At 68.9% G+C, this 15,717-nt stretch carries 16 protein-coding genes; 6 read left to right on the forward strand and 10 right to left on the reverse strand.

Features of this window, described 5'->3' with window-relative positions; all coding sequences use genetic code 11:
* Positions 1 to 65 precede the first annotated feature (65 nt).
* The 3 genes from katG to BMX96_RS10655 form a co-directional block, all read right to left on the reverse strand.
* A complete protein-coding gene (gene katG / locus BMX96_RS10645; protein ID WP_091845465.1) occupies positions 66 to 2,300 on the reverse strand; it encodes a catalase/peroxidase HPI in 2,235 nt (744 codons plus the stop codon).
* Positions 2,301 to 2,490: 190 nt separating this feature from the next.
* Positions 2,491 to 2,991, reverse strand: a complete 501-nt coding sequence (locus tag BMX96_RS10650) for a gluconokinase (protein WP_236737035.1) — start codon at positions 2,989 to 2,991, stop codon at positions 2,491 to 2,493.
* Positions 2,988 to 3,755: an SDR family oxidoreductase gene (locus BMX96_RS10655; RefSeq protein WP_091845466.1), complete on the reverse strand. Its 768-nt coding sequence runs from the start codon at positions 3,753 to 3,755 to the stop codon at positions 2,988 to 2,990. The genes BMX96_RS10650 and BMX96_RS10655 overlap by 4 nt, the downstream gene beginning before the upstream one ends.
* Positions 3,756 to 3,854: 99 nt before the next feature.
* On the opposite strand from BMX96_RS10655, the gene BMX96_RS10660 reads away from it, so the two are divergent.
* Complete coding sequence (locus BMX96_RS10660) at positions 3,855 to 4,895, forward strand: L-idonate 5-dehydrogenase (RefSeq protein ID WP_091845467.1); 1,041 nt, start codon at positions 3,855 to 3,857, stop codon at positions 4,893 to 4,895.
* A gap of 114 nt (positions 4,896 to 5,009) precedes the next feature.
* Here the strand turns inward: BMX96_RS10660 and BMX96_RS10665 are convergent, their stop codons facing one another.
* Positions 5,010 to 5,822 carry a TIGR00282 family metallophosphoesterase gene (locus BMX96_RS10665; RefSeq protein ID WP_091845468.1) on the reverse strand — a complete coding sequence of 271 codons (813 nt, stop codon included), beginning with the start codon at positions 5,820 to 5,822 and terminating at the stop codon, positions 5,010 to 5,012.
* Between the two features lie 88 nt (positions 5,823 to 5,910).
* Between BMX96_RS10665 and BMX96_RS10670 the strand changes: the two genes are divergently transcribed.
* Together BMX96_RS10670 and BMX96_RS10675 are read left to right on the forward strand one after the other, a co-directional pair.
* Positions 5,911 to 6,270: a hypothetical protein gene (locus tag BMX96_RS10670; RefSeq protein WP_091845469.1), complete on the forward strand. Its 360-nt coding sequence runs from the start codon at positions 5,911 to 5,913 to the stop codon at positions 6,268 to 6,270.
* A 43-nt stretch (positions 6,271 to 6,313) separates the two neighbouring features.
* Positions 6,314 to 6,811: a copper chaperone PCu(A)C gene (locus BMX96_RS10675; RefSeq protein ID WP_175481714.1), complete on the forward strand. Its 498-nt coding sequence runs from the start codon at positions 6,314 to 6,316 to the stop codon at positions 6,809 to 6,811.
* Positions 6,812 to 6,849: 38 nt separating this feature from the next.
* On the opposite strand, the gene BMX96_RS10680 is transcribed toward BMX96_RS10675, so the two are convergent.
* Both BMX96_RS10680 and mgtE read right to left on the reverse strand, forming a co-directional pair.
* Complete coding sequence (locus BMX96_RS10680; protein WP_091845471.1) at positions 6,850 to 7,404, reverse strand: 5-formyltetrahydrofolate cyclo-ligase; 555 nt, start codon at positions 7,402 to 7,404, stop codon at positions 6,850 to 6,852.
* Positions 7,401 to 8,795 carry a magnesium transporter gene (mgtE, locus tag BMX96_RS10685; RefSeq protein WP_091845472.1) on the reverse strand — a complete coding sequence of 465 codons (1,395 nt, stop codon included), beginning with the start codon at positions 8,793 to 8,795 and terminating at the stop codon, positions 7,401 to 7,403. The genes BMX96_RS10680 and mgtE overlap by 4 nt, the downstream gene beginning before the upstream one ends.
* Before the next feature lie 118 nt (positions 8,796 to 8,913).
* Between mgtE and guaD the strand changes: the two genes are divergently transcribed.
* A complete protein-coding gene (gene guaD / locus BMX96_RS10690; RefSeq protein WP_091845473.1) occupies positions 8,914 to 10,200 on the forward strand; it encodes a guanine deaminase in 1,287 nt (428 codons plus the stop codon).
* Here guaD and BMX96_RS10695 read toward each other — a convergent pair.
* The 3 genes from BMX96_RS10695 to BMX96_RS10705 all read right to left on the reverse strand — a co-directional run bounded on the left by BMX96_RS10695 (position 10,197) and on the right by BMX96_RS10705 (position 12,781).
* Complete coding sequence (locus tag BMX96_RS10695; RefSeq protein WP_091845474.1) at positions 10,197 to 11,540, reverse strand: 8-oxoguanine deaminase; 1,344 nt, start codon at positions 11,538 to 11,540, stop codon at positions 10,197 to 10,199. The two genes, guaD and BMX96_RS10695, sit on opposite strands and share 4 nt — an antisense overlap.
* Complete coding sequence (hisN, locus tag BMX96_RS10700; protein ID WP_091845475.1) at positions 11,537 to 12,343, reverse strand: histidinol-phosphatase; 807 nt, start codon at positions 12,341 to 12,343, stop codon at positions 11,537 to 11,539. Before hisN ends, BMX96_RS10695 begins: the two co-directional genes overlap by 4 nt.
* Before the next feature lie 63 nt (positions 12,344 to 12,406).
* Positions 12,407 to 12,781, reverse strand: coding sequence for a helix-turn-helix domain-containing protein (locus BMX96_RS10705; RefSeq protein WP_091845476.1), 375 nt, complete (start codon positions 12,779 to 12,781; stop codon positions 12,407 to 12,409).
* A gap of 158 nt (positions 12,782 to 12,939) precedes the next feature.
* Here BMX96_RS10705 and BMX96_RS10710 point away from each other — a divergent pair, with 158 nt between their 5' ends.
* Positions 12,940 to 13,902: an NADPH:quinone oxidoreductase family protein gene (locus BMX96_RS10710; protein WP_091845477.1), complete on the forward strand. Its 963-nt coding sequence runs from the start codon at positions 12,940 to 12,942 to the stop codon at positions 13,900 to 13,902.
* A gap of 3 nt (positions 13,903 to 13,905) precedes the next feature.
* A complete protein-coding gene (locus BMX96_RS10715; RefSeq protein ID WP_091845478.1) occupies positions 13,906 to 14,784 on the forward strand; it encodes a homocysteine S-methyltransferase family protein in 879 nt (292 codons plus the stop codon).
* A 1-nt stretch (position 14,785) separates the two neighbouring features.
* Here the strand turns inward: BMX96_RS10715 and BMX96_RS10720 are convergent, their stop codons facing one another.
* The gene (locus BMX96_RS10720) at positions 14,786 to 15,667 is read right to left on the reverse strand and encodes a LysR family transcriptional regulator (RefSeq protein WP_091845619.1); all 882 of its coding nucleotides are present in this window, start codon (positions 15,665 to 15,667) and stop codon (positions 14,786 to 14,788) included.
* Positions 15,668 to 15,717 lie beyond the last annotated feature (50 nt).

Raw genomic sequence — 15,717 nt, forward strand, 5'->3', positions numbered from 1 at the left:
GTCGCTCCACGAGAAAGGCCGCCCGGAAACCGGGCGGCCCTGTCGGTCGAACCGGTGCTGTCGGCTCAGTGCTTCACGTCGAACCGGTCGAGCATCATGACCTTGTTCCAGGCGGCCACGAAGTCGCGGACGAACTTCTCGTTCGCGTCCGACCCGGCATAGAACTCGGTCACCTGGCGCAGTTGCGCGTTGTGGCCGAAGATCAGGTCGGCGCGGGTGCCGGTCCAGACCACGGCCGAGTCGCCACCGCGTTTGCGCGCCTCGAAGAGCTGTTCGTCCGCGTCCACCGGCAACCACTCGAGGCTGAAATCGGTGAGATTGACGAAGAAGTCGTTGCTCAGCGTGCCGGGCCGGTCGGTCAGCATACCGTCGCTACCACCGTCCCAGTTGGCGCCCAGCACGCGCAGGCCACCGACCAGGGCGGTCAGCTCGGGCGCGCTGAGCGTCAGAAGCTCGGCCCGGTCCAGCAGCATCTGCTCGGGCGTGACGCGGCTGAACTTGTTCAGCTGGTAGTTGCGGAAGCCGTCGGCGACCGGACGCAGCCACTCGAAGCTTTCGGCGTCCGTGTCCTCGTCGCTGGCGTCCATCCGGCCCGGCGTGAACGGCACGGCGATGTCGATGCCGCCTTCCTTGGCCGCCTTTTCCACCGCGGCGCAGCCTGCCAGCACGATCAGGTCGGCCAGCGACACGCGCTTGCCGCCCGATGCGCCGTCGTTGAATTCGGACTGGATGCCTTCCAGCGCCGACAGCACCCTGGACAGGCTCTCGGGGTTGTTGACTTCCCAGTCCTTCTGCGGTGCCAGCCGCACCCGCGCGCCATTGGCCCCGCCGCGGTTGTCGGAGTGCCGGAAGGTCGAGGCCGAGGCCCAGGCCGCCCCGACCAGCGCGTCGACGCCGAGGCCGGTGGCCAGGATCTTCGACTTCAGCGACGCGATGTCGCCGTCGTCGATCACCGGGTGGTCGCAATCCGGGATCGGATCCTGGAACATGCGCGGCTCGGACGGGACTTCCTTGCCGATCAGACGGTTGATCGGGCCCATGTCGCGGTGGGTCAGCTTGTACCACGCCTCGGCGAAGGCCTTGTTGAAGGTCTCGGGCTGGTCGATGAACTTCTCGACGATCTTGCGATAGGCCGGGTCCTGCTTCAGCGCGATGTCCGAGGTCATCATCATCAGCGGGTGCTCGACACCCTCGCGGTGGGCGTCTGGCGTCTTGATCGCGTCGGGATCCTTCGGCTTCCACTGCTGGGCGCCGGTCGTGTCGTTCACGATCAGCTCCCAGTCGTATTTCATCAGGCTGTGCAGGTACTCGTGATCCCACTTGATGGGGTTGGACACCCACGACCCCTCGATGCCGTTGGTCATCGTGTGCTCGGCGAAGCCCTTGCCCGAGCTGTTCATCCAGCCAAGGCTTTGCGCGTGGATCGGCGCGGCCTCGGGCGCGGGGCCGACGCCGTCGGGGTCCGACCCGCCATGGGATTTACCGAAGGCGTGGCCGCCCGCGATCAGCGCGACGGTTTCCTCGTCGTTCATGGCCATGCGGGCGAAGGTCTCGCGGATCTCGCGCGCGGACTCCATCGGGTCGGCGCTGCCGCCGGGGCCCTCGGGGTTCACGTAGATCAGCATCATCTCGGACGCGCCGACCGGGTTTTCCAGGTCGTAATGCTCGCCCGACGGATCACCTTCCCAGCGGTCGCGGCCCTGGATCTCGGTCTCGGGACCCCAGTACGTCGCGTCGTCGGCCACCCAGGCATCCTCGCGTCCGCCGCCGAAGCCCACGGTCTCGAAGCCCATGCTTTCCAGCGCGACATTGCCCGTCAGGATCATCAGGTCGGCCCAGCTGAGCGCGGCGCCGTATTTCTGCTTGATCGGCCACAGCAGGCGGCGCGACTTGTCGGTGTTGCCGTTATCGGCCCACGAGCTGACGGGCGCGAAGCGCTGCATGGCCGTCGCCGCGCCGCCACGGCCGTCGGCGATACGGTAAGTGCCCGCGGCGTGCCAGGCCATGCGGATCATCTGCGGGCCGTAATGGCCGTAGTCGGCCGGCCAAAAGTTGTCCTGGCTGTCGGTCATCAGCGCGCGGATGTCGGCCTTGATGGCGTCCAGGTCCAGCTTGGCGAAGGCCTCGGCATAGTTGAAGTCGGGATCCTGCGGGTTCGCCTCGGCGGAGTGCAGGTGCAGAAGCTCGGTCCGCAGGCGGGCCGGATACCAATCCTGAAGGGTCGGCTTGCTGCCCTGCGCCCCGCCGATACGGGTGCCGCGGAAGGGGCAGGTGCCCGGCGTCTCGACGCTGTCTTTCATCACGGATGTCCTTTCAATGGGTCTGGCGAGCGGTCCCGCCGGGACAGTCGCGCACAAGGACCAGCGGCCCGGCACGATCAGTTGGCCGACGAGGTGGCGCGAAGCCGGCGGAAGGCAAGGCGCCTGGTGGCACATCCCCCACCCGGCCTTTCGCGATGTCGTGAAGGTGCCTGCAAAGGCCCGCGCGGCGTCACCTCAGCCGGCGCAGCCCCGCGATCAGCCGCGTCACGATCTCGTCCGGAGCCTGGTCGATATCGGCCGAGACGTGCGGCTCGTCTTCGGATGGCGGCTCGAGCGTGGCAAGCTGGCTGTCCAGCAGCGTGCCGGGCATGAAATGGCCCTCGCGCTCGTCCATGCGGGCCATCAGCGTTTCGCGCCGCCCGTGCAGGAACAGAAACACCACGGATCCGCCCGACCGCTCACGGATGCGATCGCGATAGGCGCGCTTCAGCGCCGAGCAGGCGATCACCGTGCCGGGCCGCAGGGCGTCGCCCACGAGGTCGAGCCACGGCAGCCGGTCCTCGTCCTCCAACGGCGCCCCGCGGGCCATCTTCTCGATATTCGCCTGGGGGTGCAGGCTGTCGCCGTCCACGAAACCCAGCCCTTCCGCCTCGGCCAGGGCCCTGCCGATGGTGCTTTTGCCGCAGCCCGACACGCCCATGACGACCAGCCGCGGCGCCGCTTCGGTCACAGCGAGGCCGTGATGCCGCCATCGACGAAGACGGTCGTGCCGTTGACGAAGCTGGACGCCTCGGAGGTCAGGAAGATGCAGGTGCCCACCAGCTCTTCCACTTTTCCCCAGCGTCCGGCCGGCGTGCGCTTGCACAGCCAGGCGGTGAAGTCGGGATCGTCGACCAGCGCCTGGTTCAACGGCGTCTCGAAATAGCCGGGGGCCAGCGCGTTGCATTGCAGCCCGTGCTTGGCCCAGTCGGTGGCCATGCCCTTGGTCAGGTTCGCGACCGCCCCCTTGGTCGCGGTGTAGGGCGCGATGCCGGGCCGGGCCAGCGCCGTCTGCACCGACGCGATGTTGACGATCTTGCCGCGCCCGCGTGCGATCATGTGCCGCGCGGCGGCCTGCGCCGCGTTGAAGACGCCGGTGACGTTGATGCGCAGCAGGCGTTCGAAATCCTCGGGCGGGAAATCCTCCAGCGGCGCGCGATGCTGCACGCCGGCGTTGTTCACAAGGATGTCGATGGGGCCGGTCGCCTCTTCGAAGCCGTCGATGGCGGCGCGCACGGCCCCCGCATCGGTCACGTCGAAGGCCAGCGTATGGACGGTGGCGCCCCGGTCGCGCAGATCGGCGGCCGCCTTATCCAGCTTGGCCGCGTCGCGCCCGTTCAGCACGATCTCGGCCCCGGCATCGGCCAGCCCCCGTGCCAGCGCATGGCCGATCCCCTGGCTCGACCCGGTGATCAGCGCGCGTTTCCCCGTCAGATCGAACAGTGACAGGCTCATCCATGCCCTCCCTTCAAGCGGTCTGCTTTTTCATTTGGCGGTTCCGCGCAATGGTATACCAAAGGGCAGTCATTGCCACCGTCCCGCGCCGAGGTTCCCATGAAAAGCATCGTCATCCACGCCGCCCGGGACCTGAGGATCGAGGATCAGCCGGTGCCCGCGCCCGGCCCCGGCGAGGTGCTGGTCGACATGGCGGTGGGCGGCATCTGCGGCTCGGACCTGCATTATTTCAACCACGGCGGCTTCGGCGACGTGCGCCTGCGCGAACCCATGGTGCTGGGCCACGAGGTGTCGGGGCATATCGCCGCGCTGGGTCCCGGGGTGACGGGCCTCGCGGTGGGACAGCTGGTGGCCGTGTCGCCGTCGCGCCCGTGCGGCGATTGCCGGTTCTGCAACGAGGCCATGTTCAACCAGTGTCTGAACATGCGGTTCTACGGCTCGGCCATGCCCTTCCCGCACATACAGGGCGCGTTCCGCCAGCAACTGGTCGCCCTGGCGGCGCAATGCGCACCCGCCGACGGGCTGAGCCCCGGCGCCGCCGCCATGGCCGAGCCCCTGGCCGTGGCGCTGCACGCGACGAACCGCCTGGGCCCGCTGCTGGGCAAGTCGGTCCTGGTGACGGGCTGCGGGCCCATCGGCATCCTTTCGATCCTCGCCGCCCGGCGCGCGGGGGCCGACCTGGTGGTCGCCACGGACCTTGGGCCCTTCCCGCTGCACATGGCGCGGCGCGCGGGCGCGGACGTGACGCTGGACATGGCGGCCGACCCCGACGGGCTCAGGCCCTACCGCGGCGAGAAGGGGATGTTCGATGCGCTCTACGAATGCTCCGGCGCCGCAGTGGCCCTGTCCGCCGCCGTGCCGGCGCTGCGCCCCGGCGCGACCATCGTGCAGCTGGGCCTTGGCGGCGACATGACGCTGCCGCTCCAGGCCATGACCGCGAAAGAGCTGCGCTGGGCCGGCTCGTTCCGCTTCCACGAGGAGTTTTTCACCGGCGTCAGCCTGATGCAGAAGGGCCTGATCGACGTGGAGCCCTTCATCACGCAAAGCTTCGCGCTGGACGACGCGGTCGCGGCCTTCGAGACCGCGGGCGACCGCAGCCAGGCGATCAAGGCGCAGATCCGGCTGGGCGACGCGGGCTGAGCGCGCGGCCGTGGGGGGCCAGCCCCCCACGCCCCCCGAGGTATTTCGGGAAAGATGAAGCACGTGCACGCGCGGGCTGTTCCAGCCCGGCCGACCACGCGTTGGGCGCAGGGTTCAGGGGGTCGATGCCTGCAGGCGGCCGCCGTCGCGGATCATGGCCACCCGGGTGGCGAGGCCGGTCTTGTCGTCGGTTTCCACGAGCACGCCCGACAGGGTCGCGTCGCCCTTGGCGGGCTCGAACCGGCCCTTGGGCATCCCGGTGATGAAACGGTTGAGCGGCTCGGACTTCTCCATGCCGATGACGCTGTCGTAATCGCCGCACATGCCCGCGTCGGTCAGGTAGGCCGTGCCGCGGTTCAGGATCTGCGCATCGGCGGTGGGCACGTGGGTGTGGGTGCCCACGACGAGGCTGGCGCGGCCGTCGCAGAAATGGCCCATGGCCATCTTCTCGGACGTCGCCTCGCAATGCATGTCGACCAGCGCGGCCTGCACCGCGCCGCCGAGCCGCGCGTTCTTCAGCACCGGCTCGATCGCCGAGAACGGGTCGTCGAAGGGGCGCTTCATGAAGACCTGGCCCAGCACCTGCGCCACCAGAACCCGGCGGCCGCCCGGCGCCTCGAACACCCGCGCGCCCTTGCCCGGTGCGGCCTTGGAGTAGTTCAGCGGCCGCACGATCCGCGGCTCGGTCTCGCAGAACTGCATCATGTCGCGCTGGTCGAAAGCGTGATCGCCCAGCGTGATCGCGTCGGCCCCGGCGTCGAGGATGAGCTGGGCGTGCGCCGCGCTCAGCCCCGCGCCATTGGTCGCGTTCTCGCCGTTGACCACGGCGAAATCCACGCGCCATTCGCTGCGCAGGCGCGGCAGGCGCTCGGAAATGGCACTGCGGCCGGCGCGGCCCATGACGTCGCCAAGGAACAGAAGTCTCATGGCGACTGGCTTACTGCGGCGCGCGCCGCGGCGAAAGGCCAAAGCGGGGTGGCTTGGCGCGGTTCGGTCGGGACTGTATTGCCGAGGGATGTTCCCCGATCGCCCCCTCACCGCGCTTTTGCTGGCCCTGCTTCTGGCGCTGCCCCTCGCGGGCGGCGGCGTCGCGCGGATGTTCGGGGCCGAGACGGTCACGCTGTGCCTGGCGGGCAAGCTGACGACCGTCAGCATCGACGTCAGCGGCACGCCGCGGCCGGTCGATGGTGCCCAGCCGGACTGCCCGCTGGTCGGCGTCGACCTGCCCGCGCCACCTGCCGGGCCGGTCCTTGTGCGGAACGTCGGGTTCACGGCGCAGCAGGATGTGCCGTCACGCCTGATCGTGGTGGCGCCGGCGCGGCGAGATCACCACGTCCGCGCGCCGCCAGACCGTCCAGCGCAGACCCGTACGTGACCTTTTTCCTGACCAGCCGGACGACATACCCATGTTCAAATTCATGCCTAACGCGGCCCTCATGGGCGCGCTTTTTTGCCTGCCCGCTTGGGCGCAGGCCCAGGACCTGAGCTTCGACACCCCGTTCATCATCCAGGCCTCGCCCATGTCGGGCACCGCGGGCGGCTTCATCGCGATCACCAACACCGGCGAAACGTCCGACCGGCTGGTCGCTGTCGCGCGCGACGGGGCGACCGTCGAACTGCACGAGAGCCTGCAGGACGCAGATGGCGTCGCGCGGATGGAGCCACGGCCCTACGGCTTCCCCATCGCCCCGGGCGAGACCTTGCGCCTGGCGCGCGGCGGCAAGCACATCATGTTCTTGGATCTCGACGCGCCGTTCCGACCCGGGGACGAGGTCGACGTGACGCTGGTCTTCGAGACGGCCGGCGAGATTCCCGTCGCCTTCGCGGTGTCGACTCCGTCCGGCATGGGCGGAACCACGGATCACGCCAGCATGGGCGGCGACGCCCACGGCGACCACAGAATGTCGGATAAGTGATATTCTAGCCCGCTTCGAGGCGCCAGATGGCCCCCTGATTATCGGGAATCGTAAAGAACGCGCCGTTCGGTCACGACCAGGTCGAGCGGCGCGTCGGTGGGCTCGAGCGGCAGGTCGTCCGCCTCCTGCGCGCCGAAGGCGAAGCCGATGGCGACGGCTTCGCCGCCTTGGCGCAACTGCGCCAGCGTCCGGTCGTAGAACCCGCCGCCGTAGCCCAGCCGCCCCCCCTGCCGGTCGAAGGCGAGCAGCGGCACGATCAGGACCTCGGGCACCAACCACTGCCCATCGGCGGGCACCGCAGCGCCGAAGGGACCGGTGACCATCGTGCAGCCGGGATGCCAGGCACGGAAGCGTAGGGGCTGCCCCTCGCCCGTGACCACCGGCAGCGCCACGGGGCCCTGGTGGGCGGCCATGGCGGGGGTCGGGTCGATCTCGGTCCGGATGGGGGCGTAGCCCGACAGAGTGCGCCCGGCATAGGCCCGCAGGACAGTGCGAAGCGGGCCTGTCTGGTCGCCCGAAGCGTTCGCGAAGGCCGCCTTGCGCCGGTTCATCGCGGCACGACGTGCCGTCTGCTTGGTGTCGGCCAGGCTCACAGCAGAAGGATTCCGGCCAGGCCCAGGAACGCAAAGAAGCCCACCACGTCCGTGACGGTGGTGACGAATGTGCCGGAGGCCAGCGCCGGGTCCACGCCGATCTTTTCCAGCACCAGCGGCACCAATACACCGGCCAGCCCGGCGACGACGAGGTTGATGACCATGGCGAGGCCCAGCACCACGCCCAGCATCAGCGTGCCGAACCAGACCCAGCCGATGACGCCCATGATGACGGCGAAGAGAAGCCCGTTCAGCAGGCCCGCCCCGACCTCGCGCCGGATGACGCGGAACGCGTTCGACCCGGTCAGGTCGCGCGTGGCCAGCGCGCGCACGGCCACGGTCATCGACTGCGTGCCGGCATTGCCGCCCATGGACGCCACGATGGGCATGAGCACGGCCAGGGCCACGATGGCCTGCAGCGTCGATTCGAACTGGGCGATGACCAGCGAGGCCAGGATCGCGGTGGCGAGGTTGGCCAGCAGCCACGGGAACCGCTGCCGCACGATCTGCAGCGTGCGGTCGGCGATGGATTCGTCGCCCACGCCGGCGAGCAGCAGAAGGTCTTCCTCGTTCTCTTCCGACAGCACGATCATGGCGTCGTCGATGGTGATGACGCCCACGAGCCGCCCGTCCTCGTCCACCACCGGGGCCGAGATCAGGTGATACTGGTTGAAGGCGTAGGCGACGTCTTCCTCGTCCTGCTCGGCGGGGATGGTGCGGAAGCTGGGCTCCTGCAGGTCGATCAGCGGCGTCACCCGGTCCGACGACATCACCTTGCCCAGGGTCACGTGGCCCACGGGGCGGTGACGCGGATCGACCAGCACGATGTGGTAGAACTGCTCGGGCAGGTCCAGCCGCGCGCGCATGAAGTCGATGGCGTCGCCCACCGTCCAGTGCTGCGGCGCGGTCACGACCTCGCGCTGCATGAGACGCCCGGCCGATCCCTCGGGGAAGCTCAGGGCGCGCTGCACCGCTACCCGTTCGGGCCGGTCCAGCGCCTCGAGGATGGCGTCCTGCTGCTCGGGTTCGAGGTCTTCCAGCAGGTCGACCACGTCGTCCGACTCGAGCATCCGGACCGCTTCGGACAGGACCTCGGGCGGCAGCGAGGCGATCACGTCCTCGCGGATGGACTCGTCCAGTTCCGACAGGATCTCGCCGTCGAACTCGGTCCCGTAGAGCGCGATCAGCCGCTGGCGCGGCCCCGGCTCCATCTGTTCCAGAAGGTCGGCGATGTCGGCGGGGTGGAGCGGCTCAAGCGCCGCGACCAGCGCCTCGCGATCCTCGGACTCGACCGCGTCGCGGATGGTGCGGATCACGTCGTCGCGCAGGGCGTAGGCGTCATCCTCGTCGTCGCGCTCGGGCAGGACGGGCGTCTGGTCAGGCTCGGCCATGGGGTGTCCCTCGCGCTTGTGGGTCGATCGGTCGCGCGGAACCTAGGTCAATTCCGTGGGGCCTGCCAGTGGGCGCCCGGATGTGGTTAGAAGGCGGCACGGACAAAGGAGAGCGCGCATGGCAGAGCTGATTTGCGGACAGGTGCTGGACATCGCGAGCGACCCGTTCGCCGGCCCGCCCGAGGAGGCCGCGACGGTGCACGGTGCGATCCTGGTCGAGGACGGCCGCATCGCGGCGCTGGGCACCGCGGCGGACCTGCGCGCGGCCCACCCGCAGGCGCGCGTCACCGACATGGGGCGCGCGGTGATCCTGCCGGGCTTCGTCGATGCGCACATGCACTATCCGCAGACCGGCATGATCGCCAGCTGGGGCAAGCGGCTGATCGACTGGCTGAACACCTATACCTTCCCCGAGGAGATGAAATTCGGCGATCCGGCCTATGCCTGCGCGCAGGCCGACCTGACGCTGGACCTGGCGCTGGCCAACGGCACGACGACGCTGGCATCCTTCTGCACCATCCATCCCGAAAGCGTCGACGCGGTCTTCGCGGCGGCCGCGGCGCGGGGCATGGCCATGGTCGCGGGCAAGACCTGCATGGACCGCAACGCGCCCGCGGGCCTGCGCGACACGGCGCAATCCGCCCATGACGACAGCAAACGCCTGCTGGAGGCGTGGCACGGCCGAGGCCGCGCGCGCTATGCGATCACGCCGCGCTTCTCGCCCACCTCGACGCCCGAACAGCTGGAGGCGCTGGGGGCGCTCTGGGCCGCGCATCCCGACTGCCCCATGCAGACCCACCTGAGCGAGCAGCGGGACGAGGTGGCCTGGGTGGCCGAGCTTTTCCCAGACGCGCGCGATTACCTGGACACCTACGAAACCCACGGCCTGCTTGGCGCGGGCGGGCTCTACGGGCACGCCATCCACCTGACCGCGCGCGAGCGGGACCGCCTGCGCGAGGTCGGCGGCGCGTTGATCCACTGCCCGACCTCGAACACCTTCATAGGGTCGGGCCTGTTCGACATGGGCGCGCGAGTGGCCGAGGGACAGTTGGTCGGCCTGGCCACCGATACCGGCGGGGGGTCGTCCTTTTCCATGCTGCGGGTGATGGCCGCGACCTACGAGATCGGGCAGCTGACCGGCACGCCGCTACATCCCGCGCAACTGCTGTGGCTGGCCACGACCGGCTCGGCGCGGTCGCTGCGGATGGCGGACGAGATCGGCACGCTGGCCGTGGGGTCGGTCGCGGACCTGGTGGCGCTGGACCCGGCCTCGACCACCGCCATCGCGCAGCGGTCGGAGCGCGCGGACGATCTATGGGAGGCGCTGTTCCCCACGATCATGATGGGCGATGAACGGGCCGTCGCCGGCGTCTGGGTGGCTGGCGACCGGGTGACGGGCAGCTAGGCGTCTTCGGCCAGCCCGATGGCAAGGCGGCGCTGATCCTCCAGCACGCGCGGCAGGTCGATGGTGGTCAGCTGGCCGTCACGCACGACTTGCCGGCCTTCGACGAACAGGTGGCGCACCTGGCTGGGGCCCGCCAGCAAAAGCGCGGCGTCGTCCCAGCTGCCGGCCGAGGCGGCACCGCGCAGGTCCCACACCGCGATATCGGCTCGCATTCCAACGGAGATCGCGCCGCAATCATCGCGCCCCAGAACCTCTGCGCCGCCGCGTGTCGCGATCCGCAGGGCGTCGCGCGCCGACATGGCGTCGCCGCCCTGCGCGACCCGTTGCAGCAGCATCGCCTGCCGCGCCTCGGCCACCAGGTTGCCGCTGTCGTTGCTGGCCGAGCCGTCGACACCCAGGCCCACCGGCACGCCCGCCGCGAGCATCGCCGCCACCGGCGCGATGCCCGAGCCCAGGCGGCAGTTCGAGCAGGGACAATGCGCCACCCCCGTCCCGCTGGCCGCGAAAAGCGGCAGATCCCGCGGCTCGAGCTTCACGCAATGGGCGTGCCAGACGTCGGGGCCGGTCCAGTCCAGGTCCTCGGCGTACTGGGCGGGGCGGCAGCCGAAGCGGTCCAACGAATAACGGACGTCCTCGTCGTTCTCGGCCAGGTGGGTGTGCAGGCGCACGCCCTTGTCGCGGGCCAGCCGGGCCGCATCCCGCATCAATTCGCGGCTGACCGAGAAGGGTGAACAGGGCGCGACACCGATCCGCAGCATCGCGCCCGGTGCCGGGTCGTGGAACGCGTCGATGACCCGGATCGTGTCTTTCAGGATATCGTCGGGATCCTCGACCAGGCTGTCAGGCGGCAGGCCGCCCGCGCTGCGCCCGATGGACATGGCGCCGCGCGTGGGATGAAACCGCAGCCCCACGGCGCTGGCGGCGTCGATGGTATCGTCCAGCCGCGCGCCGTTCGGAAACAGGTACTGGTGATCCGAGGTCATGGTGCAGCCCGACAGCGCCAGCTCGGCCAGGCCAGTCATGGCGGCCACGCGCATGTGATCGGGCCCCATCCGCGCCCAGATCGGGTAGAGCGTCGTCAACCAGCCGAACAGCGGGGCGTCCTGCGCGCCGGGCACGGCGCGGGTCATGGATTGGTAAAGGTGGTGATGCGTGTTGATCAGGCCGGGCGTCACCAAGCAACCGGACAGGTCGTGGATCTCGGCACCCTCGGGCGCCAGCCCCTGCCCCATCTCCGCGATGACCCCGTCCCGCAGGCGGATGTCGGTGTCGGACCACTCGGTATCGGTGTCGTCCATGGACAGGACCCGCCGGGCGCCGCGCAGCAGGTGGTGGCTCACGCGCCGTCCCCGAGCAGGTCCAGGGCGGCGGCGTGCAGCTCCGGCGTGGCGGCGGCGATGACCTGCCCGCCCTCGTGAGCCGGGCCGCCGCGCCAGTCGGTGACGATGCCCCCTGCCCCGCGCACCACGGCCAGTGGTCCCTGGATGTCGTAGGACTGCAACCCGGCCTCGATCACCAGGTCGATCTGGCCCATGGCCAGCAACGCGTAGGCGTAACAGTCAAGCCCGTAGCGCGTGAGCCGAACGCGGTCGCGTACCCGCTCGAAGGCCGCACGCTCGGACGCGGATCCGATCTCGGGGAAGGTGGTGAACAGGATGGCGTCCGACAGATCCGTGCGGGTGCCCGCGCGCAGCGGACGATGCCCCGACCGGTCGGTCAGCGTGGTCCCGTCCGGACCGCCCAGGAACCGCTCACCCGTGAACGGCTGGTCGATCAGGCCTAGGATCGGACCATCGGCATCGGAGACGGCCACGAGAACGCCCCAGCTGGGCGTGCCCGACAAATAGGCGCGCGTCCCATCGATGGGATCCAGCACCCAGGTCAGGCCGGTGGTGCCATGGCTCTGGCCGAATTCCTCGCCCAGAATGCCGTCATCGGGCCTTGACCGGGCCAGAACGTCGCGCATGGCACGCTCGGCCGCCCGGTCGCCTTCGGTGACCGGGTCGAACCCGGTGGCATCCTTGTTCGCCGCACCGAGGCTCGCGCTGCGGAAATGACGCAGGGTCTCGGGGCGTGCCGCATCGGCCAATGCGTTCGCCACGGCCAGCAATTCAGCAATAAGATCAGGGGAGCGAGAGGGCATGGTGGGTCATTCTGACCCATCCTCGGCCGGTGTGCCAGTGCCCGTGGCGTCGGCCGGGTGCTTTCAAGCCGCTTCGCTGAGGACCCGCGCCAGTTCGAAAAGGCGGCGGCGCTGGTTTTCCGGGATCGCGTAGTAGGACCGCACCAGTTCCAGTGCTTCCTTGTCGGTGAGCAGGTCCATCATCGGCGCGTCCTGGTTCGCAGGGCGGTCCGCCGCGCCTTCTTCCATCCCCTCGAAGAAGAAGCCGACCGAGACTTCAAGGGCCTCCGCGATGTCCCATAGACGGGATGCGCTGACCCGGTTCATGCCGGTTTCGTATTTCTGAATCTGCTGAAACTTGATACCGACCTTCTCGGCCAGCTGCTGCTGCGTCATGCCCAAGGTCCACCGGCGATGACGAACGCGCTTGCCGACATGGATGTCAACTGGATGCTTCATAACAACCCTTCCTTCACACTCTGGTTGAATGCAATGCGCGACAAACAGCCAATCCGACAACCTGTCTTTATAGTCAGGGTCACTCCGAAGCGGATTTTTCGTAATTAAATACAGTAACTTAAATGCGCGGTTGCGCCATGACAGAAAGGGATCGCCGGATGCGTGCGCTTCAAATCTCGGACCATACCGATCAACCGAAAGTGGTTGACGTACCGCGTCCGGACCCGGGCGAAAATCAGATCAGGGTGAGAATTCACGCCTGCGGTTTGAACTTTGCCGACCTGCTTATCGCCAACGGAACCTACCAGGATATCCCGCCCCTGCCCGCCACGCTGGGCATGGAGATCGCGGGCGTGGTGGACGCCGTGGGGCCCGGCTGCGAATCACTTTCCGAGGGGGACCGCGTGGCCGTCTTTGCCGGTCACGGCGGCCTTGCCGACTACGGCGTGTTCGATGCCGACCGTGCCAAGCGGCTGCCGGATGCCATGCCCTTCGACCATGCCGCGGCCTTCATGGTGGCCTATGGCACATCGCACCTCGCGCTGGAGCACCGGGCGAGACTGCGGAAGGGCGAACGGCTGGTCGTTCTCGGCGCGTCCGGCGGCGTGGGGCTGACGGCGGTCGAGCTCGGGCGGCTCATGGGGGCCGAGGTGGTCGCCGTCGCGCGCGGAGCCGACAAGCTGGAGGTCGCCCGGCAGGCGGGCGCGCATCACCTGATCGACAGCGAAACTGCGGACCTGCGCGGCGCGCTGAAGGAACTGGGCGGCGCCGACGTGATCTACGACCCGGTGGGGGGACAACTGCTGCAGGACGCCATGCGCGCGGTGAACCCCGAGGCGCGCGTGCTGGTCATCGGGTTTGCCAGCGGCGAGGTGCCGCAGTTCAAGGCCAATCACCTTTTGGTCAAGAATGTCAGCGTGTTGGGATACTATTGGGGCGGCTACATGACGTTCCGGCCCGATCTTCTGACCGGATCCCTGGAAACCCTTCTGGGATGGTATGGCGAGGGCCGGATCAAGCCCCATATCAGCCATCACCTGCCGCTGGAGCGCGCCACCGAGGGGCTGGCCCTGCTGCGGGACCGGAAGTCGACCGGCAAGGTCGTGGTAACGATGGATTGAGTGATGGATATGATCTTGCTGGATGGCGGCATGGGCCAGGAACTGGTGGCCCGGGCCGGTCGCGCCACGTCGCTTTGGGCGGTGCAGGCGCTGCTGGACGACCCCGGGCTAGTGCGCGCGGTGCACGACGATTTCTTCGCCGCGGGCGCCGACGTGGCCACCACCAACACCTATTCGATCCTGCCCGACCGGCTCGAGGCGCACGGGATGGAGGATCAGCTGGGCGCGCTGACCGCGTCGGCCCTCAGCATCGCCGCCAATGCGCGCGACGCATGGGGCAGCGGTCTCGTCGCCGGCGCGCTGGGGCCCATCGGGTTCTCGTACCAGCCGCGCAACGCGCCGCCGTCGGACGTGGCGGCCGAGATCTATGCCCCGATCGTGCGCCAACACGCCGAAGTCGTGGATGTGCACCTGCTGGAAACCATGTCCTCGGTCGATCAGGCCCGCGGCGCTGTCATGGCGGCCGAGCTGACCGGCAAGCCGATCTGGCTGGCGCTGTCCGTCGATGACGATGACGGCACGATGCTGCGCTCGGGCGAACCGCTGGCCGAGATCCGGACACTTCTGGCGGCCCATCGCATCGACCGGCTGGTCCTGAACTGCTCGGTCCCCGAGGCGATCGAGCAGGGCCTGGCGGTGCTGCGCGAGTTGGGCCTGCCCTTCGGCGCCTATGCCAACGGCTTCACCGAGATCTCGCAGGATTTCAACAAGATAGGAGCAACAACTGATCTTCTGAAAGCCCGCCAGGACCTGGGCCCCGATGCCTATGCCGATCACACCGACCGGTGGCGCGAGATGGGCGCCACGCTGATCGGCGGCTGTTGCGAGATCTCGCCCGCCCACATCGCCGAGATCGCCCGGCGCTGGGGCCGCCGGCTCTGATCTACTCGGCCGCCAACCGCACGGTGTTGGCCAGGCGCGCGTAGTTGTCGCGCAGCAGGCGTGCCAGGTCCTCGGATACCGAGGCGGGCAGCGTGTTCGAGCGATACAGGTTGATGTTCTGCATGGGCAGGTCCGGCAACCCGGCATTGGCGGGTAGCTTCGACACGCCGACCGGCAGGGTCTGGTCCAGGATCACGTAGACCGCGAGGTCGGCCATCACGGCGACCTCGGCCGCGCGGTCCGACGGCGAATCCACGACCGAGTGCCATTCGATCCCCGCCCGGTCCAGCGCCGCGCGGGCCAAGGGGCTGAAGATGCAGTTGCGGCAGAAGGCGAAGTTCAGCGGCCGGTCGCGATGGGCCGTGCCGCCCGTGGCGCCCGCCCAGACCAGCGGCAGAGACAGCAGAGTCTCGCCCCCCTCGCCCGTGGTCTCCTCGGTGGTCAGGATCGCGTCGCATTCGCCGCGCGCGTACATGTCCTTCAGGGTCCGCGTCGGCAGCGACAGCAGCCGCACCTTCAGCCGCGGGTAGGTATGCGCGAACGCCGCCAGGAAGGTGGGGATCGCCGGATACAGGATGTCGTGGGGCACACCCAGCACGATCTCGCCTTCGAACCCGTCATCTGTCATCCGCGCGATCGCCTCGTCGTTGAGGGTCAGCATCCGCCTTGCATAGGACAGCAGCTGTTCACCCGTGGGCGTCAGCGTGACCGTGCGCGCCGACCGGTCGATCAGCGACAGGCCCAGGGAATCCTCAAGCCTTTTCAACTGCATGGACACGGCGGACTGGGTCAGGTGCAGGTGGCCCGCGGCGCGGGTCACGCCGCCCACTTCGGCCACGGTCACGAAGGAGCGCAGGGCGGTCAGGTCCAGGTTCCGGGGCATATCATCATCCTTGATGGAGGCCGTCAAAATCATTCGTTTCCATTATGCGA

The organism is Palleronia pelagia, from assembly GCF_900110115.1.
GTDB classification, from domain to species: Bacteria; Pseudomonadota; Alphaproteobacteria; order Rhodobacterales; family Rhodobacteraceae; genus Palleronia; species Palleronia pelagia.